General features: G+C 73.6%; 21 protein-coding genes. 5 read left to right on the top strand and 16 right to left on the bottom strand.

Annotated elements, in window-relative coordinates; translation table 11 throughout:
- Positions 1–13: 13 nt before the first annotated feature.
- The 7 genes from AC0VX4_RS02970 to guaB form a co-directional block, all read right to left on the bottom strand.
- The gene (locus AC0VX4_RS02970) at positions 14–253 is read right to left on the bottom strand and encodes a hypothetical protein (protein WP_095694833.1); all 240 of its coding nucleotides are present in this window, start codon (positions 251–253) and stop codon (positions 14–16) included.
- Positions 243–4,007 carry a DUF4011 domain-containing protein gene (locus AC0VX4_RS02965; protein WP_475464552.1) on the bottom strand — a complete coding sequence of 1,255 codons (3,765 nt, stop codon included), beginning with the start codon at positions 4,005–4,007 and terminating at the stop codon, positions 243–245. The genes AC0VX4_RS02970 and AC0VX4_RS02965 overlap by 11 nt, the downstream gene beginning before the upstream one ends.
- Before the next feature lie 98 nt (positions 4,008–4,105).
- Positions 4,106–5,725, bottom strand: a complete 1,620-nt coding sequence (gene guaA / locus AC0VX4_RS02960; protein ID WP_475464551.1) for a glutamine-hydrolyzing GMP synthase — start codon at positions 5,723–5,725, stop codon at positions 4,106–4,108.
- A 22-nt stretch (positions 5,726–5,747) separates the two neighbouring features.
- On the bottom strand, positions 5,748–6,296 hold the full coding sequence (locus AC0VX4_RS02955; RefSeq protein ID WP_144825882.1) for a DUF3817 domain-containing protein: 549 nt from the start codon (positions 6,294–6,296) through the stop codon (positions 5,748–5,750).
- A complete protein-coding gene (locus AC0VX4_RS02950; protein ID WP_475464550.1) occupies positions 6,293–7,258 on the bottom strand; it encodes an SURF1 family protein in 966 nt (321 codons plus the stop codon). The genes AC0VX4_RS02955 and AC0VX4_RS02950 overlap by 4 nt, the downstream gene beginning before the upstream one ends.
- 48 nt (positions 7,259–7,306) lie before the next feature.
- The gene (locus tag AC0VX4_RS02945) at positions 7,307–8,443 is read right to left on the bottom strand and encodes a GuaB3 family IMP dehydrogenase-related protein (protein ID WP_002857600.1); all 1,137 of its coding nucleotides are present in this window, start codon (positions 8,441–8,443) and stop codon (positions 7,307–7,309) included.
- A 93-nt stretch (positions 8,444–8,536) separates the two neighbouring features.
- Complete coding sequence (gene guaB, locus AC0VX4_RS02940) at positions 8,537–10,081, bottom strand: IMP dehydrogenase (protein WP_002857598.1); 1,545 nt, start codon at positions 10,079–10,081, stop codon at positions 8,537–8,539.
- Positions 10,082–10,267: 186 nt separating this feature from the next.
- On the opposite strand from guaB, the gene AC0VX4_RS02935 reads away from it, so the two are divergent.
- A complete protein-coding gene (locus AC0VX4_RS02935) occupies positions 10,268–11,701 on the top strand; it encodes a dicarboxylate/amino acid:cation symporter (RefSeq protein WP_060775387.1) in 1,434 nt (477 codons plus the stop codon).
- 1 nt (position 11,702) lies between these two features.
- Here the strand turns inward: AC0VX4_RS02935 and AC0VX4_RS02930 are convergent, their stop codons facing one another.
- From AC0VX4_RS02930 to groES, 4 genes are all read right to left on the bottom strand, one after another.
- Entirely contained in the window at positions 11,703–12,716 is a 1,014-nt protein-coding gene (locus AC0VX4_RS02930; RefSeq protein WP_330986837.1) for a BCCT family transporter, read from the bottom strand.
- A 93-nt stretch (positions 12,717–12,809) separates the two neighbouring features.
- Positions 12,810–13,088: a hypothetical protein gene (locus AC0VX4_RS02925; RefSeq protein ID WP_330986838.1), complete on the bottom strand. Its 279-nt coding sequence runs from the start codon at positions 13,086–13,088 to the stop codon at positions 12,810–12,812.
- A gap of 151 nt (positions 13,089–13,239) precedes the next feature.
- Positions 13,240–14,847: a chaperonin GroEL gene (gene groL / locus AC0VX4_RS02920; RefSeq protein WP_060775388.1), complete on the bottom strand. Its 1,608-nt coding sequence runs from the start codon at positions 14,845–14,847 to the stop codon at positions 13,240–13,242.
- 108 nt (positions 14,848–14,955) lie between these two features.
- The gene (gene groES, locus AC0VX4_RS02915; protein ID WP_002857590.1) at positions 14,956–15,252 is read right to left on the bottom strand and encodes a co-chaperone GroES; all 297 of its coding nucleotides are present in this window, start codon (positions 15,250–15,252) and stop codon (positions 14,956–14,958) included.
- A 629-nt stretch (positions 15,253–15,881) separates the two neighbouring features.
- On the opposite strand from groES, the gene AC0VX4_RS02910 reads away from it, so the two are divergent.
- Positions 15,882–16,859, top strand: coding sequence for a hypothetical protein (locus AC0VX4_RS02910; protein ID WP_002857586.1), 978 nt, complete (start codon positions 15,882–15,884; stop codon positions 16,857–16,859).
- Between the two features lie 250 nt (positions 16,860–17,109).
- Here AC0VX4_RS02910 and AC0VX4_RS02905 read toward each other — a convergent pair whose 3' ends face one another.
- The 5 genes from AC0VX4_RS02905 to AC0VX4_RS02885 all read right to left on the bottom strand — a co-directional run bounded on the left by AC0VX4_RS02905 (position 17,110) and on the right by AC0VX4_RS02885 (position 22,564).
- Entirely contained in the window at positions 17,110–17,865 is a 756-nt protein-coding gene (locus tag AC0VX4_RS02905) for an iron ABC transporter ATP-binding protein (RefSeq protein WP_002857584.1), read from the bottom strand.
- Positions 17,862–18,950, bottom strand: a complete 1,089-nt coding sequence (locus tag AC0VX4_RS02900) for an iron chelate uptake ABC transporter family permease subunit (protein WP_002857582.1) — start codon at positions 18,948–18,950, stop codon at positions 17,862–17,864. The genes AC0VX4_RS02905 and AC0VX4_RS02900 overlap by 4 nt, the downstream gene beginning before the upstream one ends.
- Complete coding sequence (locus tag AC0VX4_RS02895) at positions 18,943–20,001, bottom strand: ABC transporter permease (RefSeq protein WP_185194418.1); 1,059 nt, start codon at positions 19,999–20,001, stop codon at positions 18,943–18,945. Before AC0VX4_RS02895 ends, AC0VX4_RS02900 begins: the two co-directional genes overlap by 8 nt.
- Entirely contained in the window at positions 19,998–21,062 is a 1,065-nt protein-coding gene (locus AC0VX4_RS02890) for a siderophore ABC transporter substrate-binding protein (RefSeq protein ID WP_002857578.1), read from the bottom strand. The genes AC0VX4_RS02895 and AC0VX4_RS02890 overlap by 4 nt, the downstream gene beginning before the upstream one ends.
- A gap of 170 nt (positions 21,063–21,232) precedes the next feature.
- Positions 21,233–22,564, bottom strand: coding sequence for a class I SAM-dependent methyltransferase (locus AC0VX4_RS02885; RefSeq protein ID WP_002857576.1), 1,332 nt, complete (start codon positions 22,562–22,564; stop codon positions 21,233–21,235).
- Between the two features lie 69 nt (positions 22,565–22,633).
- On the opposite strand from AC0VX4_RS02885, the gene AC0VX4_RS02880 reads away from it, so the two are divergent.
- The 3 genes from AC0VX4_RS02880 to AC0VX4_RS02870 all read left to right on the top strand — a co-directional run bounded on the left by AC0VX4_RS02880 (position 22,634) and on the right by AC0VX4_RS02870 (position 26,116).
- Positions 22,634–23,830, top strand: a complete 1,197-nt coding sequence (locus AC0VX4_RS02880; protein WP_475464549.1) for a glutamate--cysteine ligase — start codon at positions 22,634–22,636, stop codon at positions 23,828–23,830.
- Positions 23,831–23,912: 82 nt separating this feature from the next.
- A complete protein-coding gene (locus AC0VX4_RS02875; protein WP_060775391.1) occupies positions 23,913–25,088 on the top strand; it encodes an alcohol dehydrogenase catalytic domain-containing protein in 1,176 nt (391 codons plus the stop codon).
- The gene (locus tag AC0VX4_RS02870) at positions 25,085–26,116 is read left to right on the top strand and encodes an NAD-dependent epimerase/dehydratase family protein (RefSeq protein ID WP_060775392.1); all 1,032 of its coding nucleotides are present in this window, start codon (positions 25,085–25,087) and stop codon (positions 26,114–26,116) included. The genes AC0VX4_RS02875 and AC0VX4_RS02870 overlap by 4 nt, the downstream gene beginning before the upstream one ends.
- Position 26,117 lies beyond the last annotated feature (1 nt).

The following is a 26,117-nucleotide window of genomic DNA, read 5'->3' as shown; positions in this document are numbered from 1 at the left end:
GGATCGGGCCGGCTCAGCCCCAGTGGGGCGGGCGCTGCTCGCGCAGCCAGCGGTCGCGCTGGGCCTCGGCCGGGCCGGACTCGACCCCGGCCTCATGTCCGGTCGGCGCGGTCGCCGGCGACGTCCCGGCCTGCCCGGTCAGGCGGGGCATCCCGGGCAGGCGCGGCTCGCGGCCGTCGGCGGTGGCCGGACCGGTGCCCGGGGCGTCTGCCCGGCGCGGTCCGCGGCGGCGCGGCGCGCCGTCAGCGGACATCGTCGTCGGTCTCGTCCGTCTCGTCCGTCGGCTCCACGCCGAGCCGGTCGGCCAGCTCGCGGGCCACGGACTCGGGGTCCGCGAACACGTCGATCGACCACAGGGTCCGGGGCTCCCAGCCGCGGGCCTCGAGCCCCTCGGGCAGGGTCCGCGAGCGCTGCCGCACCGTGAGGGCGCGGTACACCTCGCCGCCGTCGCCGGCCAGGGCCAGCGGACGGGGCGCCTCGTCCTGGTCCGCGCGCGGGTCGAGCACGGCCAGGTCCATGACGCCGCCGTGGCGGGGCAGGACGCGGGCGCCGTGCTCCTCGAGTCGGTCGCGCAGATCGGCCAGCAGCGGATCGCCCACCATGCCCACCGGGTCCGCGGCGTCGTCGCCCAGGTAGGCCTCGAGCAGCCGCAGGAACCAGAGGGCGCCGCCGTCGAGCCGGTCCTCGTCCAGGTCCGCGGCGCGCAGCGCGGAGATGAGGTGCAGGCGGCGGCGTGCCCGGGTGAGCGCGACCGTGACCATGCGCTCGCCGTCCGGGTCGGAGAAGGCGCCGAAATGGTGCACCACGCGGCCATGCGGGGTGCGGCCGTAGCCGGGGGTGAGGATCACGGCGTCGCGCACCACGGAGGCGGCGCGCACGACCGGCACGATCACGAACGGCTCGGCCTCGGCGGCGTCCTCGCCGCGGCCGCGGGCGAGGAACTCGTGGGCCCACGGCGCCTGCGCGGCCGTGGCCTGCACCGCGGCGGCCACCCGGCGGGCGTGCTGCTCGGATACCGTGACCACGGCCAGGGACTGCTCGGGCCGGTCGCGGATGTGCTCGAACACACGCTCCACGGTGCGGGCGACCTCGGCGTTCGTGGACTCGACCACGTCGCCGCCGGTCATCGGGATGCCGGTGCCCTCGGGCAGGTACTCGGCCGTGACGGCACGATTCCGGCCGGTGGCCTCGCCCGCGGTGGGCAGCGCGTCCAGGGCGCCGTCATAGGCGAGCGCGGAGAGCAGGCGCACGAGGCGCCGCTCGAGGGGGCGGTGCACCGTGCGCAGCGGCAGGGTGGGCAGCACCTCGTCCAGCGCGTCGTGGGCCGAGCGCAGCGGGCGCAGGGGCCCGGCGGTCGCCGTCGGGTCCACGGACACCTGGAACGACTGCGGGCGCCCGATCACCGGGTCGCCGAGGGCCACCACCTGGGGGGCGCGGGTGAGCGCTCCCATCGCGGTGGCCAGGGCGGTCGCGTCGGCCTCCAGCAGCACGACGACGTCGGCGCGCCACTCCGGGGGGAACTCGGACAGGGCCATGGGCGAGGTGGTGACCACCGGCACGAGCGGCTGCAGGAGCTCGGGGGTGATCGTGGCCAGGGACTCGACCGTGGGACTGCCCTGCTTGAGCAGGGTGCGCAGCACGGCCGCGTCCGCGCGATAGCTGCGCAGCGCCTCCCTCCAGCGCGTGGCCAGCGCCGCGGAGAGCCGGGCGCCGCCGCGCTCGAGATGGGCGCGGTCCAGGTCGCGGAACCCGCGCTCGACCTCGGCCAGGTCCGTGCCGCTCATCATGGCCAGGAAGTCGTCCCCGGAGATCATCGCCTCGAGCGCGGACTGCCACCACGCCAGCTCGAGCTCGGCGGTCAGGGCCTCGGTGGGCACCTCACGGTCGCGCAGGTCCTCGAGCAGCTCCGCCAGGCCGTGGTCGCGCAGGCTGTCCAGCACGAGGGTGCGCTCGGGCAGCGTGGCCAGGGTGTCGCGGTCCGCCACGAGCCCGTCGACGGCGGCCACGAGGTCGTCCACGTCGCGCTCGTCCAGCGGCCCCTCGGCCACGGCCTCCGGGGCGAGGACGGCCTCGAGCCGGCGCAGATGCTCGCGCACCTGGCCGACGTGGCCCATCACGTGCTCCCCCTGGTCCGGCACCTGCGGGGGCGTGCCCGGCTCGGCGGCGTGGCGGTTCCAGTCCTCCAGGACGGCGGCGGCGTCCACGAGGGCGCCGTGCAGGTCCATGGGCTGCACGCCCGGGCGGACCGCGTCCTTCGCCGCGCGGCGCAGGCGGGACCGGGCCACCGAGGACATCTCGACCAGGTGGAGACGCCGCCACGAGCTGGTGGCGGTCGCCGCGACCAGCTGCGGCACGTCGAGGGAGAACACCTCGGGGGTGAACTCGGTGAGGGTGCGGGCCACACGGCGGTAGAGGTCCGCCTGCTCCGCCCAGCCGGCCACCGTGCGCTCGGGGCGCAGACCGGCCTGGGCGGCGGCGGTGTCCACGGCGCGCCGGGTGGTGTGCAGGGCCGCCGCCAGCTCGTCGGCCAGCTCCGAGGCGGCCTCGGTCTCCTGCACGTTGCGCACGCGGGCGCCGAACCAGCGGCTCTCGGTGGCGGCGGCGGAGAACGCGCCGAGCTCCCCGGCGCGCACGAGCTGCTCGCCCACGGCCTGCCGGTTCACGGTGGAGTCCAGGACGGAGCGCTTGAGGCGCACGGTGGTGGACGGCGGCGTCTCGAGCCCGGTCAGGGCGGCCAGGGCCTGCATCGCCTGGAACGGCGAGCAGCCCCAGCGGGGGCGGACGTGGTGCAGCGAGCCGACGTGCTCCTGCAGCCGGCGCCGCCGTTCGGTCAGCGCGGCCTCGTCCCGGGCGGTGTCGGGGTCCACGGCCCGCTCGGAGCGCAGGACGGCCTGCACGAGCTGGCGGCGGAGCAGCTCGGGGTCCGCGTTGGCGGGCACATCCAGCGCGATCGAGCGCAGGTCCGCCTCCTCGAGGCGGTCGAGCACGTCGGCCAGGGCGGCGGAGCGCTCGGCCACGACCAGCACGCGCCGGCCCTCCCAGGCCAGGCGTGCGGCCAGGGCGGCGGCGGTCTGGGTCTGCCCGGTGCCGGGGGCGGCCGCCACCACGAGAGACTCCCCCGCCGCGGCGTGCTCGAGCACGCGCGCCTGGGCGGCGTCGACGTCGACGACGAGGCGCTCGTCCGCCGGGGCGACGTCGTCCTCCGCGGGCGCGCCCGTGGGCTGCAGCGCCGCCAGGCGCGGCACCATGCCGGTGCCGGCGTCGTACAGGGCCTGCACGACGGGCAGATCCTCGAGGGAGGCGGGCAGGGAGGCGGTCTCGCCGAGGTCCGCGAACGTGGACACGAGCAGGCAGTCCTGGACGTGCAGGTCCGCGATCGCGGCGGTCTCCTCGCGCAGACGGGCGAACGCGGGGGCGGGCTCGAGGCGCGCCGTGGCGTAGGCGGCCTGCTGGTACGCCTCGGGGTCCAGGGCGATGCCGTGGTGCCGGCGCAGGTTCCGCACGAGCGCCGGGTTCAGGCGGGCCGGCTCGGTGATCTGGACCTCCAGCTCGTCCCGGCCCCGGGCGCCGCGGCGCACCGTCAGGGCCACGCGGGCCAGCAGCACGGGGGCCGAGCGGCGCTCCCGCCGGCCGTCCTCCTCGGCCGTCCACGTGGCCACGCCCACGGCGAGCGCGCCGACGTCGATGCCGCGCTCCTCCGCCAGCTCGCGGACCTTGGCGCGCAGGCCGAGGGAGACCTCGTGCGCCGCGTCCAGCACCGGGCCGGCCGGCAGCAGGGTGGACAGGCGGGTGCGCCGCCCCAGCAGCAGCTGCGAGACGCCGGAGGAGTTCGCCTCCGTGAGGTCGATGCTGTTGGCCGCCGAGGGCGCGAACCGCAGCATCGTGTCGTTCTCGGCGCCCGAGCCCAGGGAGGACACCCAGGCGGCCGGGTCGGGGCGGGTCTGCCCCTCGTCGGGGCGTGCGGCGGCGCGGGCGCGGGCCAGGCGCGGGAACTCCTGCTCGGTCACGTGCGTGCGGTCCTTCCTCCGTCGCCTGGGTCCAGGCGGTCTTCGTGCGGACGGCCGCCCCGGTCAGGGGCGGCCGGATGCGGCGCCGGACGCGCCGCTCACTCCCACTCGATGGTGCCCGGCGGCTTGCTGGTCACGTCGAGCACGACGCGGTTGACGCCGTCGACCTCGTTGGTGATGCGGTTCGAGATGCGGGACAGGACGTCGTCCGGGATCCGGGCCCAGTCCGCCGTCATGGCGTCCTCGCTGGTGACGGGGCGCAGGACGACCGGGTGGCCGTAGGTGCGGCCGTCACCCTGCACGCCCACGGAGCGCACGTCCGCGAGCAGCACCACCGGGCACTGCCAGATCTGGCGGTCCAGCCCGGCCGCGGTGAGCTCGGCGCGCACGATGGCGTCCGCGCGGCGCAGCAGGTCCAGGCGCTCCTGGGTGACCTCGCCGATGATGCGGATGCCCAGTCCCGGGCCCGGGAACGGCTGGCGGTGCACGATGCCCTCGGGCAGGCCGAGCTCGGCGCCGACGGCCCGGACCTCGTCCTTGAACAGCTCGCGCAGCGGCTCGCACAGCTCGAACTCGATGTCGTCCGGCAGGCCGCCCACGTTGTGGTGGGACTTGATGTTGGCCGCCCCGTCCCCGCCGCCGGACTCGACGACGTCCGGGTAGAGCGTGCCCTGCACGAGGAAGCGGACCTCGGTGGCGTCCGGGTCGTGCTCCGACTCGAGGACGATGTCCGCCTGCGCCTTCTCGAAGGTGCGGATGAACCGCTCGCCGATGATCTTGCGCTTGGCCTCGGGGTCGGTGACGCCGGCCAGCGCGGACAGGAAGTCCTCGCGCGCGTCCACCATCACGAGGCGGGCGCGGCCGTGGGCCTCGCCGAAGGCCTGCTCGATCTCGGCGGACTCGCCCTCGCGCATGAGGCCGTGGTCCACGTAGACGCAGGTGAGGCGGTCGCCGATGGCGCGCTGCACGAGGGCCGCGGCCACGGCGGAGTCCACTCCGCCGGACAGGCCGCAGATGGCCCGCTTGTCCCCGATCTGCTCGCGGATGCGCTCGACCTGCTCCTCGATCACGCCGCTGGCCGTCCAGTCCGAGCCCAGGCCCGCACCCACGTGCAGGAACTGCTCGAGCACCCGCTGGCCGCGGGAGGAGTGGCCCACCTCGGGATGCCACTGCACACCGAAGATGCGGCGCTCGCGGTCCTCGAACGCGGCGACGGGGGCACCCGCGGTGGAGGCCGTCACGGCGAAGCCCTCGGGCGCCTGCGTCACGGCGTCCCCGTGGGACATCCACACGACCTGCTCGAGGTCCTGGCCCGCGAACAGCACGGAGTCGGCATCCACCGAGTCCAGGCGGGTGGAGCCGTACTCCCGGGTGCCGGTCTTGGCCACGGTGCCGCCGAGGGCGTGCGCGATCGACTGGAAGCCGTAGCACAGGCCCAGCACGGGCACCCCGGCCTCGAGCAGCGCCGGGTCCAGCTGCGGGGCGCCGGGCTCGTACACCGACGACGGCCCGCCCGAGAGGATCAGCGCCGCGGGCCTGCGCTCCAGGATCTGCGCCGCCGGGGTGGAGGCGGGCACGACCTCGGAGTAGACGTTGGCCTCGCGCACACGACGCGCGATGAGCTGCGCGTACTGGGCGCCGAAGTCCAGCACCAGCACCGTGGGCATCACGTCGCTGAGCGGGGCGGGGGTGTCGGGGTGGGGGGCGTTCTGCGTCACCCGTCCAGGATAGTCGAGGCGCTCAGTAGCGCCGCGCGGCGTCCGGGAAGCGGTGCAGCTCGTCCCGGACCACGCGGGTCATGCGCTTCTCCACCACGAAGGACAGGAACGGCACGACGCCGCCGCCGGCCATCGCCAGCAGACGCAGCGGCTCCCAGCGCATCAGGGACCACAGGCGGAACGAGGCGAGCAGGTACACCACGTACATCCAGCCGTGGGCGATGAGGATGAACAAGGACAGGTTCACTCCCCCGGTCACGCTGTCCGTGGGGTGCAGCCCCAGGCCGTTGGCGTCTCCGTCCAGGGTGGTGCCGCCCGCGTAGAGCTCCACGTGCATGCCGTACTTCAGCACCATCTCCGCCACGAGCAGCAGGAGCATGATGCCGGTGATCCACGCGCACACCACGTAGAGGCGGGTGGCGGAGCGGATCTGCTGCTGGGTGCCGGCGAAACGGCGATGCTCCCGGCCCGGCCGCGGGGGCGGCTCGGGCAGGTCGGCCTCCGTGATGTCCTCGGGATCCGGCAGGCTCGCCGGGTCCACCGGCTGGGGGCCGGGGTGCTGGGTGCTCATCGGCTCTGCTCCTCTCGGGGCCCACGGGGGCCCGGGTCGCGGGGGTCGGGGCGCGCGGCCCCGTCGTCGTCGTGGTCCTGGCGTGGGTGCGCCGCGGCCTGCGCCGCGACGGCCCGTTCCTTGGCCTCACGCGCGGCCGCCCGGCGCCGCTCGAGCTCCTCGGCGCGCCACTGCGCGGCCCACTCCTCGTCGAGCCGGCGCTCGTGCTCGTCCCGGAGGTGGTCGTCGCGGACGAACCGCCACCACAGGAACAGGGCGAAGCCGGCGAAGAGCATCCACTCCACGGCGTAGAAGACGTTGAGCCAGATGATCTGGGTCTCCTCCGGCTGCGGGGCCACCCACACCGGCTCGAGCCCGCCGGGGCCGACCGCGCCCGTCTCGGCGCCCGCGGCGTCGGCCATCTCGAACGCCGCGACGTACGCCGCGTAGGACGGCTCGCCCCACACGTTCACCAGCTGGGCCGGGGCCAGGCTGCGGTACAGGAGCCGGTCGGCGGTGTCCTCGGCCGCGGCTTCGCGCGGCAGCGGCCCGTCCGGGGGCAGCAGGCGTCCGGTGACGGTGACCTGCCCGGTGGGCGCGGGGTCCACGACGTCGGCGTCGGCCGACCAGCCGCGGACCACCGGGACGACCTCGCCGTCCGGGGCGCCGGCCACCCGCAGGGCCGTGACCGTCCAGTAGCCGTCGCGGCCGTTCAGCAGGCGCGGGCCGACCAGGACGTCCGTGCCGGGCACGAACTCCCCCTCGACCGTGACGACCTGGTCGGCCTGCGAGCCGAGCAGGGCCTCGTAGGGGCGCACGTGCTCCAGGAACGGCACGGCGTGCTCGGTCTGGGTGCGCGGCGGCGGCGCGTTCGTCTCCGCGGACTCGAACTGCCACTTGGACAGCGCCACGAAGACCGCGGCCGCCACGAGGGCCAGCACCAGGGTGGCCAGCCAGACGGGCTTGAGGGCGGTGCGCAGCACGCCGTATCAACTCTTCCGGTCGGGGGTGCCGCCATGCGGCGGCGGGGATCAGACGGTCTGGGTGGGGGTCACGAGGACCTCCACCTTCTGGAAGTCCTTGAGCTCGGTGTAGCCGCAGGTGGCCATGGCGCGCTTCAGGCCGCCCATCAGGTTGGACGTGCCGTCCGCGTGGCGGCCGGGACCCCACAGGACCTCCTCGAGCGGAGCCACCTGGCCCACGTGGGTGCGGTGCCCGCGCGGCAGCTCCGGGTGGGCGGCCTCGAGGCCCCAGTGCCAGCCGCCGCCGGGGGCGTCGGTGGCGCGGGCCAGGGCGGCACCCAGGACGACGGCGTCCGCGCCCATGGCGATCGCCTTGACGATCTCCCCCGAGGTGGAGACGCCGCCGTCGGCGATCACGTGCACGTAGCGGCCGCCGGACTCGTCCATGTAGTCGCGGCGCGCCTCGGCGATGTCCGAGATGGCCGTGGCCATCGGCACGCGGATGCCCATGGCGCGGCGCGTGGTGGTGGACGCGCCGCCGCCGAAGCCGACGAGCACGCCGGCCGCGCCGGTGCGCATCAGGTGCAGGGCCGGCGTGTAGCCGGCCGCCCCGCCCACGATCACGGGCACGTCCAGCTCGTAGATGAACTGCTTGAGGTCCAGCGGCTCCTGGGTGGAGGAGACGTGCTCGGCCGAGACGGTGGTGCCGCGGATGACGAACAGGTCCACGCCCGCCGCCACGACGGTGCGGTAGAACTCCTGCGTGTTCTGCGGGGTGAGCGAGCCCGCGACGACGACGCCGGCCTCGCGGATCTGCGCGAGGCGCTCGGTGATCAGATCGGGGCGGATGGGGGCCGCGTAGGCCTCCTGCAGCTTGCGGGTGGCCTCGGTCCCGGCCGGGCCGGCCTCGAGGGCGGCGATCTCCTCGAGCAGCGGGCGCGGGTCCTCGTGGCGGGTCCACAGGCCCTCGAGGTTGAGGACGCCGAGACCGCCCAGCCGCCCCATCGCGATGGCGGTCTCGGGGCTCATCACGGAGTCCATGGGCGCACCGATCACGGGCATGTCGAACGTGTAGGCGTCGATGCGCCACGTGAGGCTGACGTCCTGGGGATCCCGGGTGCGCCGCGCGGGCACCACGGACACGTCGTCGAGGGAGAAGGCCCGGCGGCCGCGCTTGCCGCGGCCGATCTCAATCTGGTTCGTCACCGGGCCAGCCTAGCCCAGGCGCCACGGGGGCGGCGCCGACCGTGTCGTCGGCGCCGCCCCCGTCCGGGGCTCGCCCCGGACCCGACGTGCGGGTCAGCGCGAACGGTAGTTCGGGGCCTCGACGGTCATCATGATGTCGTGCGGATGGGACTCCTTCAGGCCCGCCGCGGTGATGCGCACGAAGCGGCCGTTCTCCTTGAGATCGGCCACCGTGGACGCGCCCGTGTAGAACATCGTCTGGCGCAGGCCGCCCACGAGCTGGTGGACCACCGAGGCGACCGGGCCCCGGAAGGGCACCTGGCCCTCGATGCCCTCGGGGATCAGCTTGTCCTCGTCCGGCACGTCCGCCTGGAAGTAGCGGTCCTTGGAGAAGGAGCGCGTGCCGTTGCGGGTCTGCATGGCGCCCAGGGAGCCCATGCCGCGGTAGGTCTTGAACTGCTTGCCCTGGTAGAACACGAGGTCGCCCGGGGACTCGGCCGTGCCGGCCAGCAGGGAGCCGAGCATCACCGAGTCGGCGCCGGCCACGAGGGCCTTGCCGATGTCACCGGAGTGCTGCAGGCCGCCGTCGGCGATCAGCGGGACGCCCGCGGGGCGCGTGGCCTTGGCCGCCTCGTAGATGGCGGTGATCTGCGGGACGCCGACGCCGGCCACCACACGGGTCGTGCAGATCGAGCCCGGGCCCACGCCCACCTTCACGGCGTCCGCGCCGGCGTCGACGATCGCCTTGGCGCCCGCGTAGGTCGCGGCCTGACCGCCGATGACGTCGACGTGCGCGGCCGCCTTCTCCTTCTTCAGGCGCGCGATCATGTCCAGCACGCCGTGCGTGTGGCCGTTCGCGGTGTCCACCACGAGGGCGTCCACGCCCGCCTCGACGAGCGCCATGGCGCGCTCCCAGCCGTCGCCGAAGAAGCCGACGGCGCCGCCGACGAGCAGCCGGCCCTCGTCGTCCTTGGCGGCGTCCGGGTACTGCTCCGCCTTGTCGAAGTCCTTGATGGTGATCAGGCCGGTCAGGCGGCCCGCATCGTCCACGAGCGGCAGCTTCTCCACGCGGTTCTGGGAGAACAGGCGGATCGTCTCGGCGCGCGAGACGCCCTCCTGCGCGGTGACCAGCGGCATGCGGGTCATGGCGGTGTCCACCGTGCGGGTGGCCCACTCCTCGCGCGGGATGAAGCGGGTGTCGCGGTTGGTGATGATGCCCAGCAGCGTCATGTCCTCGGCCACCACCGGCAGGCCCGAGACGCGGTACTGGGCGCACAGCTCGTCCAGGTCGGCGAGCGTGGCGTCGGGGCCGATGGTCACGGGGTCCTTGATCATCCCCGACTCGGAGCGCTTCACGGTGTCCACGTGGCGGGCCTGGTCCTCGATGGACAGGTTGCGGTGGATGATGCCCATGCCGCCCTGGCGGGCCATGGCGATGGCCAGGGGAGCCTCGGTCACGGTGTCCATCGCCGCGGAGACGATGGGGATGTTCAAGCGGATGTTGCGGGTCAGCCGGGTGGCCGGGTCCGCGTCCGCGGGGATCACGTCCGTGGCGTTGGGCAGGAGCAGGACGTCGTCATAGGTGAGGCCGAAGAAGCCGAAGGGATCCGAGGAGGAGTGGACGGGCTCGGGGCTGGGACCGGTGCTGGTGGTGGTCACGAAGGCGCCTTTCGGGACGGGTGTTTCCGCGATTCTATGCCCGGGGGTCAAACCGGTGACCCGGGTGCGGGGCACATCACAGGACCCCCGTGCTGGGCCACGCGGGGACGAGACGGACGTCACCACGACGTCACATGACGCAATCCGTTTCGGTGTCATGGTATTGGTCCGCCTAATCTCCCCCGGATGAGCACCGCACAGTCCTCCCCCGCACCGGCGCCCCGACGCCGGCTCCCCGCCTGGACGTCGAACTTCGGCTGGCAGATCGCCGCCGCCCTCGTCCTCGGCCTCGTCCTGGGCCTGATCGCCCGCGCGACGGGGCACACCTCCGAGCACCCGACCTGGCTCGGCGAGACGCTGGCCACCATCGGCAGCATCTACATCAGCCTGCTGAAGGCCACGGTCGTCCCGCTGGTCTTCTTCGCCGTCGTCGCCTCCATCGCCAACCTGGCCCAGGTGACCAATGCGGCCCGCCTGGCCGCCAAGACCCTGCTGTGGTTCGCCATCACGAGCCTGATCGCGGTGCTCATCGGCCTCGCCGTCGGCGTCGTGCTGCAGCCGGGCGTGGGCACCGGCCAGACCGCGCCGGCGTCGTACCAGGCCAAGGACGTCGGCTGGCTCGACTTCCTGACCTCCCTGGTGCCGGCGAACTTCCTCGGCCTGACGGTCAAGACCACGGCAGGCGAGGACGGCGCGCTGGCCTCCTCCCCCACGTTCAACGTGCTGCAGATCCTCGTGATCGCGATCGTCGTGGGCGTGGCCGCGCTCAAGGTCGGCGAGAAGGCCGCCCCGTTCCTCACGTTCTCCCGCTCGGTGCTCGCCATCATCCAGAAGCTGCTGTGGTGGATCATCCGCCTGGCCCCGATCGGCACCATCGGCCTGCTGGGCAACGCCGTGGCCTCGTACGGCTGGTCCACGATGGGCACGCTGGCCAAGTTCGTGGTGGCGATCTACGTGGGCCTGGCCCTCGTGATGCTCGTGGTGTACCCGCTGCTGGCGCGCCTGCACGGGCTCTCCGTCAAGCAGTTCTTCACGGGCGTGTGGCCGGCCTTCCAGCTCGGCTTCGTCTCCCGCTCCTCCCTCGGCACGCTGCCCGTCACCCAGCGGGTGGCCGAGCGCAACTTCGGCGTGCCCACCGGCTACGCCTCCTTCGCCGTGCCGCTGGGCGCCACCACCAAGATGGACGGCTGCGCCGCGATCTACCCGGCCGTGGCCGCCGTGTTCATCGCCCAGTTCTACGGGATCGACATGAGCCTGAGCCAATACGCCCTCGTGGCGCTCGTGTCCGTGCTGGGCTCGGCCGCGACCGCCGGCACCACCGGCGCCACCGTGATGCTCACGCTCACGCTGTCCACCGCCGGGCTGCCCCTCGAGGGCATGGCCCTGCTCCTGGCCGTCGACCCGATCGTGGACATGGGCCGCACCGCCCTCAACGTGTCCGGCCAGGCCCTCATCCCCGCGCTCGTGGCCTCCCAGGAGGGCATCCTCGACCGGGACCGCTACGACGCCCCGCGCGGCGACATCTTCGGCGAGGACGAGGAGGAGATCGTCGAGGCCCGCGCCCACGCGACCGCCGACTCCCGCGCCGAGCTCGTCGGCACCCCGGAGCCGCGCGCCTGAGTCAGCGACCGGACGGGCCCGCTCCGGCGGGCCCGTCCGCGTCGTCCCCGTCCCCCTCGTCCGGGTACTCGCCCAGCACGTAGTCGTAGTCCACCGGGTTCCCGTCCTCGTCCGTGCGGCGGTACCAGTCGGTGATCGCCGCGGCGGTGGAGTCGAACCCCTCACCGGCCGCGTACCAGCTGCCCGGCGGGGTGCGCTCCACTGTGAACGCGAAGTCGTCCCCGTACTGCACCAGGCCCCGCACCGTCGCCTTCTCGACGGCGGCCCGCTGGTACCGGTCACGGATCGCGAAGGGGTCGTTGGCCAGTTCGCGCTGGAGCGCGACCGCCATGAGGACGAGCACCACGGTGAACGGCAGCGCCGTGATGGTGATGAGGTTCTGCAGGCCGGTGAGCGCGGTGTCGCCGCCGGTCAGCAGCATCACGACGGCGATGCCCGCCATGCACAGTGCCCAGAACACCGTGATCGTGTGGCGCGGGGCCGGGGCACCGCGCTGCGAGAGCTGCGAGTTCACGATCGAGGCGGAGTCCACCGTCGTGATGAAGAAGACCGCCAGCATGACGATCACGACCGGGGCCACCAGCCCGCCGCCGGGCAGCTGGTCCAGGACCACCCAGAAGATCTCCGCCGGCGCGGGCAGCGAGGCGGCCGTGCCGTCCGGCGCCACAGAGCCCCGGGTCCGCTGCAGCCAGACGGTGGTGCCGCCGATGATCGTGAATGCGCCGACGATCACCGCGGCCGGGATGAACAGGGCGCCGAGGACGTACTGGCGGATGGTCCGGCCCTTCGAGATCTTCGCCATGAACACGCCCACGAACGGGGCCCAGCTCACCCACCACGCCCAGTAGAAGATCGTCCAGTGGGAGAGGAACTCCTGCATGTCCTCCCCCTCGGCCATCGAGGCGCCGCGGGCCACACCGGACACCGCCGAGACGATGGTGCCGATCGTGAGCACCACGATGATCCCCAGCGCCACCGTGTTCCCCGGCGCCGACCAGCCCGAGACGATCTCCACGCCGCGGCCGATCTGCAGGGCGCCGATGCCCAGCGAGGCCGCCGTGCCACGCGCTCACGCCCCAGTGCAGCGCGGCCTGGGCCAGCGCGCCCGTCACCGCCTCCTCGCTCCCCGCCTCGTACGCCCCGGGCGCGGGGCCAGATAGTAGGTCAGCGGCTCGTACGGGCCGAAGAAGATGATGCCGATGCCGATGCCGGCCGCGAAGAGCCAGCCGGCGTGGAGCATCACCCAGTCGAGGGCCGCGCTCGAGACGGCCAGCACGGCGTCCGGCTGCAGCACACCCCACACCACGAACCCGACCACCAGCAGCCCGACGACGGCGAGGATCACCGGGTCCACGCCGTAGCGCACCCGGCGGTCCTCCACGGACACGCCCGGCACGAGGGCCGGGTGGATGCCGTGCGGATAGGAGTACTCCCGGACGAAGCGACGCAGCCGTGGCCGCCCGCACGACGACGGCCCCTCACCCGGGCGGGTGAGGGGCCGTCGTCGTCGGCCGGCCGCGTCAGGGCCGACGCAGGGGTCAGTGCTGGTGGCCGGCCTCGTCCTCGTCGGCGGGCTTGTCCGCCACGAGGGTCTCGGTGGTCAGCACGAGGGCCGCGATGGAGGCGGCGTTGGCCAGCGCGGAGCGGGTCACCTTGACCGGGTCGATCACGCCATCGGCGATCAGGTCGCCGTAGACGCCGGTCTTCGCGTTGTAGCCGTGGTTCGGCTCCAGCTCGGCGACCTTGGAGACCACCACGTAGCCGTCCTCGCCCGCGTTCTGGGCGATCCAGCGCAGCGGCTGCTTCAGGGCCTTGCGGACGATGTCCACGCCCACGGCCGCGTCACCGGTCAGGGCCTGGACGTCGGCGTCGGTGTCGAGCACGGTCAGCGCGTTGATGAGCGCGGTGCCGCCGCCGGCCACGATGCCCTCCTCGAGGGCGGCGCGGGTCGAGGACACGGCGTCCTCGATGCGGTGCTTGCGCTCCTTGAGCTCCACCTCGGTGGCGGCGCCCACGCGGATCACGCCGATGCCGCCGGAGAGCTTGGCGAGGCGCTCCTGGAGCTTCTCGCGGTCCCAGTCGGAGTCGGTCGCAGCGGACTCGGCCTTGATCTGGGCGACCCGGGCCTCGACGTCCTCGGCCGCACCGCCGCCGTCGACGATGGTGGTCTCGTCCTTGGTGACGGTGATGCGGCGGGCGGAGCCGAGCACGTCCAGGTCGGCCTGCTCGAGCTTCATGCCGAGGTCCGGGGAGACGACCTGGGCGCCGGTGAGGATCGCGATGTCCTGCATCATGGCCTTGCGGCGGTCGCCGAAGCCCGGCGCCTTGACGGCCACGACGTTCAGGGTGCCGCGGATCTTGTTGACCACGAGGGTGGACAGGGCCTCGCCCTCGATGTCCTCGGCGATCACGAACAGCGGCTTGTTGGCCTGCAGGACCTTCTCCAGCAGGGGCAGCAGCTCCTGCACGTTGGAGATCTTGCCCGAGTTGATCAGGACGTAGGCATCCTCGAGCACGGCCTCCTGACGCTCGGCGTCGGTGACCATGTACGGGGACAGGAAGCCCTTGTCGAACTGCATGCCCTCGGTGACGTCCAGCTCGGTGGAGGTCGTGGAGGACTCCTCGATGGTGATGACGCCGTCGGTGCCGACCGTGTCGAACGCGCGGGCCAGCAGCTCGCCGACCTCGTCGTTCTGGGCCGAGATGGCGGCCACGTGGGCCACCTCCTTGCCCTCGACCGGGCGGGCGTTCTCCTGCAGGCGCTGCTCGACGGCGGCCACGGCCACCTCGATGCCCCTCTTGACCTCGCCCGGCGCGGCGCCGGCGGCGACCTGGCGCATGCCCTCGTTCACGAGCGCCTGGGCCAGCACGGTGGCGGTGGTGGTGCCGTCGCCCGCGATGTCGTTGGTCTTGGTGGCGACCTCCTTGGCGAGCTGGGCGCCCATGTTCTCGTACGGGTCCTCCAGCTCCACCTCGCGGGCGATCGTGACGCCGTCGTTGGTGATGGTGGGGGCGCCCCACGCCTTGTCGAGCACCACGTTGCGGCCCTTGGGGCCGAGGGTGACCTTGACGGTGTCGGCGAGCTTGTCGATGCCGGCCTGGAGGGCGCGGCGTGCGTCGTCGTTGAAAGCCAGCTGCTTGGCCATGACGGACGCTCCTTTCGTTCAGGGAGTCAGGGGGTGCGGGGACGCGAGGGGCCCGGGGCGCGCGCACCGGTGCGGTGCGCGCCGCTCACCGGGCCCGTCGCGGCGGGGTCACTTGGTGACGACGGCCAGCACGTCGCGGGCGGAGAGCACCAGGTACTCCTCGCCGCCGACCTTGACCTCGGTGCCGCCGTACTTGGAGTAGAGCACCACGTCACCCTCGGCGACGTCGACCGGCACGCGGTTGCCGTTCTCGGCGACCCGGCCCGGGCCCACGGCCACGACCTGGCCCTCCTGCGGCTTCTCCTTGGCGGTGTCCGGGATCACGAGGCCCGACGCGGTGGTCTGCTCGGCCTCCAGGGGGCGGACAACGATGCGATCCTCGAGGGGCTTGATGGAGACAGACATGCTGCACACTCCTTCTTCGTCGACGTGCGGCTCCGGCGGGCTCGCCGGTCCGCTGATGCTGTGGTCTGCGGGTGCGCCACGGGCGTCAGACCCTCCGTCGTCGCGGTGCCGGACGGTCCACCTCGGGCATTGGCACCCGGTACCCCCGAGTGCCAGTCCTGACTCTACTCCGGCTTTTGGCACTCCTTCAACATGAGTGCCAGCCGTGTCCTCACCGTCCGCCGTGGGCGGAGGCGTGGGGCGCGGTGGGGTGGGGCGGCGGGCGGGGCGGGTTCCGGGCCCGGGAGCACACGGAGTGGTCACGACTGCGGCCGGGATCCTGCCCCTCCCCCACTCCCCACCCCCCTCGCCACCCGCCACCCTCCGTGGGCAGAAACCGCACCCCCGCCCATCGCGTGGGCAGCATCCGCAGGTTTTCGATCTCCGTGGGCAGAAGCGCCCTCTCTTCTGCCCACGGATGTTGCGTGGGCGGAACTCCTCGCAGTTCTGCCCACCGAGCCACGACGACGTCGTCCCGGCGGGACAACCGGCCGCCGCCCAGTCCTGCACAGCCGGCCCACCCCGCGCCGGTGTGCACAGACACGCGGCCCGCCCGGCCGCCGTCGGGCCGACCGCGTCAGGGTCGACCCATGCCCTTCGCCCCCGACCTCCCCCTCGTCCCCGTCTTCACCACCCGCGACGTGCTCGAACGCGGTCTGCCGCCCAGCCGGGTGCGGCGGTCCGACGTCCTCCGCCTCGCCCGCGGCATCCACCGCCGACGTGACATGCCGCTGCGCACCTGGGAGTCGGCTGGGCTCCCGCCGCCGCACCACGGGGTCGGCCTCGACCTGCTGACCGCCCTCCTGCGGTCCCGTCCCGACGCCGTCCTCTCCCACGAGACGGCGGCGCACCTCCACGGCCTCCCGCTTCCCCCGGGCGGGGCCACGCGACGCGCCGCCGTCGAGATCACGTTGCACCGCGGCACCGCACGGGCGCGGATCCCCGGCGTCATGGAGCACCGCAGACCCCTGCCCGCCGGCCACGTCACCTCCGTGCTCGGGCTACGGGTGACGACGCCGGAACGGACCTGGCTCGATCTGTGCTCGATCGGCCACCCCTGGGACGAGGCATCCCTCGTGTCGGCGGGTGACCACCTGGTCCGTCACCCCTGGTCCCCGCGCGGCCGGCGGCCTCCCGTCACCACGGTCACCGCGGTGCACGAGGCGATGCGGCCGCTCGGGCGGTTCGTCGGAAGACCGCGGGCGACGGCGGCGCTCGAGCGCGTACGGGTGGGTGCCGACTCGCCGCAGGAGACCCGGCTGAGGCTGGCGCTCGTCGAGGCGGGGCTGGGCGAGCCGACGCTGCAGCACGTGTTCGACCCCGGGCGGCGGGACGCCCCCGAGGCCGATCTGTGGTTCGAGGACTGCCGGCTCGTCCTCCAGTACGACGGCGAGGTGCACCGGAGTGCCGAGCAACACGCCCGGGACGCCCGGCGAGACCAGTACTACGCGGAACGTGGGCAGATGACCCTGCACGTCACGGGCCGGGACGTCGGCGAGGGATACGCGCGGGTGATCGAGGCCGTCCTCAGACGACGGGCACAGGTCTCGAACGGCTGGGATGCCTGACGTCGTCGTCGCGTATGGCCCTGCCGTCTGTGCGCAGGGGTTCCGTGGGCAGAAGCGAGGGCGTTTCTGCCCACGGAACCTGGAAACACGCGGGTTCTGCCCCCGGAAGGCGAGACCCGGCGGGTTCTGCCCCCGGAAGGCGAGACTCGGCGGGTTCTGCCCACGGAACACTCGCGCCGACCGGGCACCCGGCCCCCGCCCGGACCGGGCTGGCCCCGCCCGACTCGGGCCGGCCTCACCGTCGCCCCGCTCAGTAGTACACGGCCAGCGGCCCGTGCGGTCCGTCCACCACGCTGCAGGGGGTCTTGAAGATCCGCTCCAGCACCTCAGGGCGCAGGATCTCGGCCGGGGTGCCGGTCTCCACCACCTGACCGTCCCCCATGGCCACGATCCGGTCGGCGTAGTGGGCGGCGAAGTTGATGTCGTGCAGCACGATCACCACGGTCCGGCCCAGCTCGTCGGCGGCCCGGCGCAGCTGCTGCATCATCTGCACCGAGTGCTGCATGTCCAGGTTGTTCAGCGGCTCGTCCAGCAGCACGTACTCGGTGTTCTGCGCCAGCACCATCGCCACGTACGCGCGCTGCCGCTGGCCGCCCGAGAGCTGGTCGAGGTACCGGTTCTCGAACGGGCCGAGGTTGAGGAAGTCGATCGCGTCGGACACGTGCCGCTCATCCTCCAGGGTCAGTCGCCCGCGCGTGTACGGGTAGCGTCCGAACCCCACGAGCTGCCGCACGGTCAGCCGCGTCACGAAGTGGTTCTCCTGCCGCAGGATGGACAGGGTCTGCGCGATCTTCCGGGACGGCGTCGTGGTGATGTCGTGCCCGCCCACGGCGATCGTCCCGGCGTCGGCGTCCTGGAGTCGGCCGATCATCGTCAGCAGCGTGGACTTGCCCGCCCCGTTGGGCCCCACGAGCGCGGTCACTCCCCCGGCCTGGATGTCCAGGTCCACGGGTCCGATGCACACCTCATCGCTGTGGCGCTTCACCACGCCGCGCAGCTCGATCACAGACGTCCCTTTCTCATCACGACGACCAGGAAGGTGATGCCGCCGATCAGCTCGATGACCACCGTGACCGCACCTCCCGCGTAGAACACGTGCCGCAGCACGAAGTAGGCGCTCGTGAGCACCGCGTACCCGGCCAGCGCCGCCACCGGAAGGATGAACCGGTGGTCGTGGGTGTCGACGAGGCTGTACGCCAGCGTCGCCACGAGGAAGCCGAGGAACGTCATCGGGCCCACGAGCGCGGTGGTCATGGCCATCAGCACGGAGACCAGCAGCAGCGTCACCATGAGCTCGCGCCGGTGGTGCAGGCCCAGGTTGGTCGCGGCGTCGGCGCCGAGCGCCACCGTGTTCAGGCGGCGGGAGCGCAGCCACAGCAGCGCGCACACGACGACGGCGATGGGCGCGGCGATCGCCACGTACTCGGTCCGGGCGTTGGAGATGTTGCCGAAGAGCCGCGCGCTCAGCAGGTCGAACGAGTTCGGGTCCAGCAGTCGCTGCATGAACGTGCTCAGCGCGGCCAGCCCGCCGCCCAGCACCACGCCCACGAGCAGCATCAGATGGACGCTGCCGTAGGGCCGGGAGAGCAGCCACGAGTAGAGGGCCGTCGCCAGCACCACCATGAGCGCGGCCTGGGCGAGGAACGGCCCCACCCCGGTCAGCACCGCGACGCCGGCGGCCCCCAGCACGTACACGGCGGCGGTCGACACGGCGGTGTAGAGCGCCTCGAACCCCATGATCGAGGGGGTGATGATGCGGTTGCCCGTCACCGTGTGGAAGCTGACGGTCGCGAAGGAGTGGCACAGCGCCACGATCCCGATCACGCCCAGGGACTCCACGCGCATCCGCGCGATCATCCAGAACGCGCGCGAGCCGGGTTCGGCCTCGTTGCCCCACAGCAGGACCCCGGCGGTGGAGAGCACGGCGACGGCGGCCAGCACCGCGACGACGACCGCATACCTCCGGCGGTCGGCGGCGGTGACGAACGCGCCGGACCGGCGCGGGGCGTCGGCGTCGACGGGCCCGGCCGCGGTGGCGCCGCCGGGCGGGGCGGGGAGGCGACCCGGGGCGGTCGCGAGCGGCTCAGCCATGCTTGGCCTGCCTCAGCAGCAGGGCGAGGAACACGATCGCGCCCACGAGGCCCAGGATCAGCGAGATGGGCACCTCGAACGGGGCGATCACGGTGCGCCCGATCAGGTCGCAGACGATCACGATCCACACGCCGACCATGACCACCCAGGGCAGGTTCGTCCGCAGGTTGTCGCCGCGGACCATGGACACGAGGTTGGGGACCACGAGCCCCAGGAACGGGAGGGCCCCGATCACCACGGTGACCACCCCGGTGGCCACGGCCACCATGGCCACGCCGGTGAGGATCACGGCGTCGTAGTTGAGGCCGACGTTCGTGGCGACGTCCTTGCCGAGGCCGGCCACGGTGAAGCGGTCCGCGATGACGAAGACCGCCACGCACACGATCAGCACGAGGAAGAGCAGCTCATACCGGCCGCGGACCACGGAGGTGAACGAGCCGGCGAACCACGCGCCCACCTGCTGCAGCATGTCCGTCTGGAGGGCGAGGAACGTCGAGGCGGCGCCCACGACGGCGCCGAGCATGATGCCCACGATCGGCACGATGAGGGAGGACTGCAGGCGCACGCGCCGCAGGAAGAGGAAGAACACGAGGGTGCCGACGAAGGCGAAGAGGATGGCCCCGACCATCCGGGTCACCAGGCCCGCCCCCGGCATGAGCACCATGGTGACCAGCAGGCCGAGCCCGGCCCACTCGGTGGTGCCCGTGGTGCTCGGCTCCACGAAGCGGTTCTGCGTCATGAGCTGCATGATCAGCCCGCACATCGCCATCGAGGCGCCGGCCAGCACGAGGGCGACCGTGCGCGGCACACGCGTGATGGCGAACATCTCGCGTCCGCCCTCCGCGCCGACGTCGTACACGCCCACGAACAGCGAGACCACGACGAGGACCGCGGTCACCACGACGCCGACCAGCAGCGGCCAGGTGCGCTGCCAGCGGGTGCGCTCGGGCCGCAGGACGGCGGGCGGGACCCAGCACACGCGGTCGCCCCGCCCCGGCTCCTCGAGCCGGGGCGGGGCGACGGCGACGTGGTGACGCACGTCGACGATCACTGCGCGCCTTCGAAGGCCTTCGCGAGGTCCTCCATGACGGTGGTGTGGTTCTGGATGTCCTCGGCGACGTAGAAGTCGGCGGGCAGGTACACGATGTTGCCCTCCTTCACCGCGGTCACGTCCTGGAGGGCCTCGGAACGCTCGATCAGCTCGGCGGCGGTGGCGTTCTCCTCGCCGACGGCGGCGTCGCGGTCCATGACGATCAGCCAGTCCGGGTTCGACTTCGCGATGGCCTCGACGGAGATGTCGTCGCCCTGGTGGTTGTCGGTGCCCGACTGCTCGAGGGCCGGGGTCAGGTCCAGCATGTCGAAGAACGGGCCGATGGCGCGGCCGGTGCTGGGCGCGACGTACGAGAGCTCGCCGCCCGAGGCGATGAGGCCCATGACGGTCTGCTCAGGGTCGTAGGCGTCCTTGGCGCGCTGGGTGGCGGCGTCGAAGTCGGCGATGAGCTTCTCGGCATCGGCCTCGTGGCCGGTGGCCTCGCCCAGCAGGGTGGTCAGCTTCTTCAGGCCTTCGTCCATGGGGGTCTGCGTGACGTCGAAGTTCGTGTCCACGACGGCGGCGTCGCCGGTCAGCTCGTCGATCTCCGCCTTGCGCTCGTTGAACCGCTGGCCATTGAACACGACGTCCGGCTCGGCGGTGACGAACAGCTCCATGTCCGGCTCCCGGTGGTTGCCGATGTCGACGACCGAGTCGTCCTGGAGGTAGGAGGGCCCGCCCTCGCCCTTGTACATGATCTGCTTCGGCGCGGCCGTCAGCTCGACGCCCCAGTCGTCCAGGGTGCGGAAGATGCGGTTGTCCGTGGCGATGACGGAGTCGACCTCCTCCGGGAGGGTGACCTCGGTGCCGGACATGTCGGTGACGGTGACCCCGGTCGCGATGCCGCCCGAGGCAGCCGAGGAGCCGCCCGAGGCGCTCGTGGAGGCCGAGGACTCGCCGGAGGCGGTCGCGGAGGACGAGCCCGTGGCCGCGCCGCCGGCGGAGCAGCCGACGAGGGCGAGGGCCGCCACCGAGGTCAGGGCGAGACTGGTGAGGCGGGGGGCGCGGACGGAACGCGGCATGGTTCTCCTTCTGGGCGGCGGGGCTGCCCCGGGATGAGCAGTCGGGGTGGTGGGCGCGCTCCCGTGGAGGTGAGCCTTGCCTCAGTCGATTACCGTACACGAGGGTGCCGTAATCCCCCAACGGGGGCTTCGACGGTCCCGCCGCCCGGAGCCCGCGGCCGCGAGCCCCATCAGTCCAACGGCGTCACCTCGAGGGCGAACCGCGACCGACCCACGCGCGCCAGCACGAGGGTGGCGTGCCGTCCGGCCCCGCCACGCCGGCCCGGCTTCGCCCCGCCGAGGACGGCGCGCCGCACCTCCTCGGGCGTCTCGCGGATGCCCCGCTTCTTCACGTCCAGCCGGCCCACCCCGGTCTCCTTCGCCCAGCGCCGCAGGGAGGCCAGGTGGAAGCCGTGCACCGCCTCGATCCGATGGGCGCGGGCCAGGCCGTCCCGCACGGGCTCGGGCGCGACGAGGTAGGCCAGGTGGGGGTCCAGCTGCCGCGTCGGCACGGGCCAGGACGCGGCCAGATCCGTCACGAGTCCGGCCCGGATGACGGCGCCGTCCGGCTCGTGCAGGACCGCGCCGACGAGCCCCGCCATGCCCGCCTCCCCCACGGCCTCGACCTCGGGCGAGTCGCCGAAGTCCGCCCCGGAGACGAGCTGCGCCGTCGTCGTCTCCCCGCCCCGGACGGTCATGACGCGCGCCGCCCGCCGCACCCCGGGGCGGGCCGCCGCGTTGAACCACAGGGCGGCCTCCACGACGTCGCCGTCGAGGCTCACCCACTCGGCCTCGGCGCCCGCCGGCACGGCCTCGTGCGGGAGCCCCGGGCCGAGCTTGACCCCGACCGGGACGCCCGTCGCGGCGATGTCCGTCACGACGCTCAGGGGCGGGGAGAACGCCTCGGGGTCGAACACGCGCGCGGACCCGCCCCCGCCGACCTGACGGCGTGCGGGGTCCAGCCACACCGCGTCCGCCTCGGCGGGCACACGGGCGCGGGCCCAGGCCACGGCGTCGCCGTGCACCACACGCGCACCGCGGTGGCCGGCGAGGTTCACCTCGGCGGCCGCGGCGACGACGGCGTCCCGCTCCACCGCCACGACGTCCAGGCCCCGGTCGGCGAAGGCGCGCGCGTCCAGGCCGAGACCACAGCCGAGGTCGGCGACGCACCGGGCCCCCGCGGCCGCCAGTCGGTCCGCGTGCAGGCCCGCGACCAGCGGGCGGGTGGCCTGCTCCAGGCCGTCGCGGGTGAACAGCATCCGGCGCGCCTCCGGCCCGAGGCGGGCCTCCGCCCGGGACCGCAGCGCGGCCTGGGTCAGCGCGGCGGCCACGCGCTCCGGAGGATGCCCGGCCGCACGCAGGCGGGAGGAGACCGCGAGCGCGTCGGCCTCGCGGTACCCGGCGAGGGAGTCGAGCAGCGCGCGGCCCTCCGGCTCGAGGACGGGAGCCAGGGCGGTGGCGTCCGCCTCCGAGGCGGCGGCCGTGGGGCGCGGCGGGCGGGAGGCGGGGCGGGGGCGGGCCATGCGCCCCACCCTAGGTCCGAAGCGTGGACACCAGGCGCAGACCCGGCAGGGGCTTCTAGGATGGGCGGCATGACTCTGCCCTTCGCCGACTCCGCGCAGTCCACTCTCGGAATCGAGTGGGAGCTCGCTCTCGTGGACGCCGTGTCCGGCGAGCTGCGCTCCGAGGCCCCGGACCTGCTGCGCGCCCTGCATGTGGCCGAGGGCCTGGCCGACGACGACGTGAACCCGCACATGACCAGCGAGCTCCTGCAGAACACGGTGGAGCTCGTCACGGGCGTGCACGAGCGCGTCGACGCCGCGACGGCGGACCTCGGCCGGATCGCCGCGCGCGTGGCCGACGCCGCGGCCGCGCGGGGCATCTCCCTGTTCTGCCAGGGCACGCACCCGTTCGCGGACGCGATCGCGCAGCCCTCGACACCCAGTGAGCGCTACGACCGCATGCTGGATCTCACCCAGTACTGGGGTCGGCAGCTGCTGATCTTCGGCGTGCACGTGCACGTGGGCCTGGACGACGTCTCCAAGGCCATGCCGGTGGTGAACGGCCTGGTCAACCGCGTGCCGCACCTGCTCGCGCTCTCGGCCTCCTCCCCCTTCTGGGCGGGCACGGACACGGGCTACCAGTCCCAGCGCACCCTCCTGTTCCAGCAGCTGCCCACGGCCGGCCTGCCGTTCCAGTTCCAGGAGTGGGAGGACTTCGAGCGCTGCGTGGCCCAGATGGAGCAGGTGGGCATGATCGCGGACGTCACCGAGTGCCGCTGGGACGTGCGGGCCGTGCCCCGCCTGGGCACGGTGGAGATGCGCGCGTGCGACGGCCTGGCCACGCTCGAGGAGATCGCCGCCGTGACCGCCTACACGCAGTGCCTCGTGGACGACCTGTCCGCGAGCCTGGAGCGCGGTGAGACGGTCGAGGTCCTGCCGCCGTGGCACGTGCAGGAGAACAAGTGGCGCGCCGCCCGGTACGGCATGGACGCCACCGTGATCGTGGACGCCCGGGGCACCCAGGTCCCGCTGGCGGAGCACCTGCCGGCGGAGATCGAGCGACTGACCCCGGTCGCCGAGCGGCTGGGCTGCGCGGCGGAGCTCGCCGGCGTCCAGGCGATGATCGACGACGGCGGCGCCGCGCGTCAGCGTCGCGTGGAGGCGCAGGCCCTGGCCGGCCCGCCGGCCGTGGGTGAGGACGCGGATGACGCGGTGGCCCCGCTGCGCGCGGTCGTGCTGGACGCCGCCGCCCGCACCCGCGCGTCGCTGGACGGCCGCGCCGGCTGAGCGGCCGCTCCCCCGACGAGGTGGCGGTCCCGCCGCGCCTGCACGCTTCCGCCGGCGCGCCCGGCGCGGTTACGGTCGCACCATGCGAGCACTCACATGGCAGGGAAAGCGCAACGTCGCCGTCGAGGACGTCCCGGATCCGCGGATCCAGGAGCCGACGGACGCGATCATCGAGGTCACCTCGACCGGCATCTGCGGGTCGGACCTGCATCTGTACGAGGTCCTTGGGCCGTTCATGGACGCGGGGGACGTGATCGGTCACGAGCCGATGGGCATCGTCCGCGAGGTCGGGTCCGAGGTCACCCACATCCGGCCCGGTGACCGGGTGGTCGTGCCCTTCACCATCTCCTGCGGTCGGTGCTGGATGTGCCAGCGCGGGCTGCAGTCCCAGTGCGAGACCACCCAGGTGCGGGAGCAGGGTTGCGGCGCCGCGCTCTTCGGCTACTCCCGGCTCTACGGCTCCGTCCCCGGCGGACAGGCCGAGCTGCTGCGTGTGCCCCACGCGGACTACGGCCCCGTGAAGGTGCCGCACACCGGCCCGGATGAGCAGTGGCTGTTCCTCTCGGACGTGGTCCCCACCGCCTGGCAGGGGGTCCAGTACGCGAACGTCCCCGACGGCGGCACGCTCGCGGTGCTCGGCCTCGGCCCCATCGGTCAGCTGGCGGCGCGCATCGGCGTGCACCGGGGGTACCGCGTGATCGGCGTCGACCCGGTCCCCGAGCGCCGCGCGATGGCGGCCCGGCACGGCATCGAGGTCCTGGACGCCGACGGCGGCGAGGCCGAGGTGCTCCGCGAGCGCACCGGCGGCCGCGGCCCCGACGCGGTCCTGGACGCGGTCGGCATGGAGGCGCACGCCTCCCCGGTGGGGCACGCGGCCCACACCGCCGTGGGCCTGCTGCCCGACGCGCTCGGCCGGGCGGCCATGAAGACCGCCGGCGTCGACCGCCTGAGCGCCCTCCACACCGCGATCGACGCGGTCCGCCGCGGCGGCACGGTGTCGCTCTCCGGGGTCTACGGCGGCATGAAGGACCCGATGCCGATGCTCACCCTGTTCGACAAGCAGATCACCCTGACGATGGGCCAGTGCAACGTCCGTCGCTGGGTGGACGACCTGCTGCCCCTGCTCGACGACCCGTCCGACCCCCTCGGCGTGCTCGACCTGGCCACGCACACCGCCCCGCTCGAGGACGCGCCCGCCCTCTACGAGACGTTCCAGAAGAAGGAGGACGGCTGCGTGAAGGTGGTCTTGAAGCCGTGAGGATCGTCGTCCTGGGCGCGACGGGCAACGTCGGCACCGCTGTCCTGCGCCGCCTCCAGGCCGCGGACGAGGTGAGCTCGATCGTGGGCGTGAGCCGTCGCGGCCCGGACCGGGCCGGAGCGCCCTACGACGGCGTCGAGTGGCACCGCCTGGACGTCGCGGAGCCCACGGCGGCGGGGCGGCTGCGCGAGATCGTCGCCGGCGCGGACGCCGTCGTCGACCTGGTGTGGGTGATCCGCCCCAACCGCGACCGCGACCACCTGCGCGCCGTCAACGTGGCCGGCAACGAGCGGGTGTTCCGGGGCGTGGCCGAGGCGGGCGTGCCGCACCTGGTCTACGCGTCCTCGGTGGGCGCGTACGGGCCCGGGCCGAAGGGCCGCGCCGTGGCCGAGTCCCATCCCACCACCGGGGTCCCCACCTCGCACTACGCCGCACAGAAGGCCGAGGTCGAGTCGATCCTCGACCGCGTGCAGGCCGAGCACCCCGAGCTGCTCGTGACCCGGCTGCGCCCCGGGCTGATCTTCCAGTCCGCCGCCGGGCCCGAGATCAAGGACTACTTCCTGGGGGACCTCGTCCCCGCCCGGCTGGTCGCCCGCCTGCGCACCCCGGTGCTGCCGTTCCCGCGGGGCCTGCGGTTCCAGGCGCTCACGGCCCAGGACGTGGCGGACGCGTACTGGCGCGTGATCGCCCACCGCGCGGGCGGGGCCTTCAATGTGGCCGCCGACCCCGTGCTGGACGCGCACACCATGGGCACCGTCCTCGGGGCGCGCCGCATCCTGGAGCTGCCCGTGGGCCTGTTCCGAGCGGCCGCGGCGCTGACCTACCGGGCACGGCTGCAGCCCACCGACCCGGGGTGGGTGGACATGGCCGCGGCGGTGCCCATCATGGACACCACGGCCCTGCGCGCCGCGACCGGCTGGTCCGAGACCACCGACGCCCGGGAGGCGGTCCGCCTCGTGCTCGACCATCTCGACGGCGCCGAAGGCCTCGGCAACGCCGGGCACCGCTCGCACTCGCCCACGGAATGAG

This window comes from Micrococcus sp. 63XJN7_8_ISO-PGPR-S23-253 (assembly GCF_056173425.1).
Note: the sequence above shows the minus strand (reverse complement) of the source record. Positions and strands in the feature narration are given on the sequence as shown.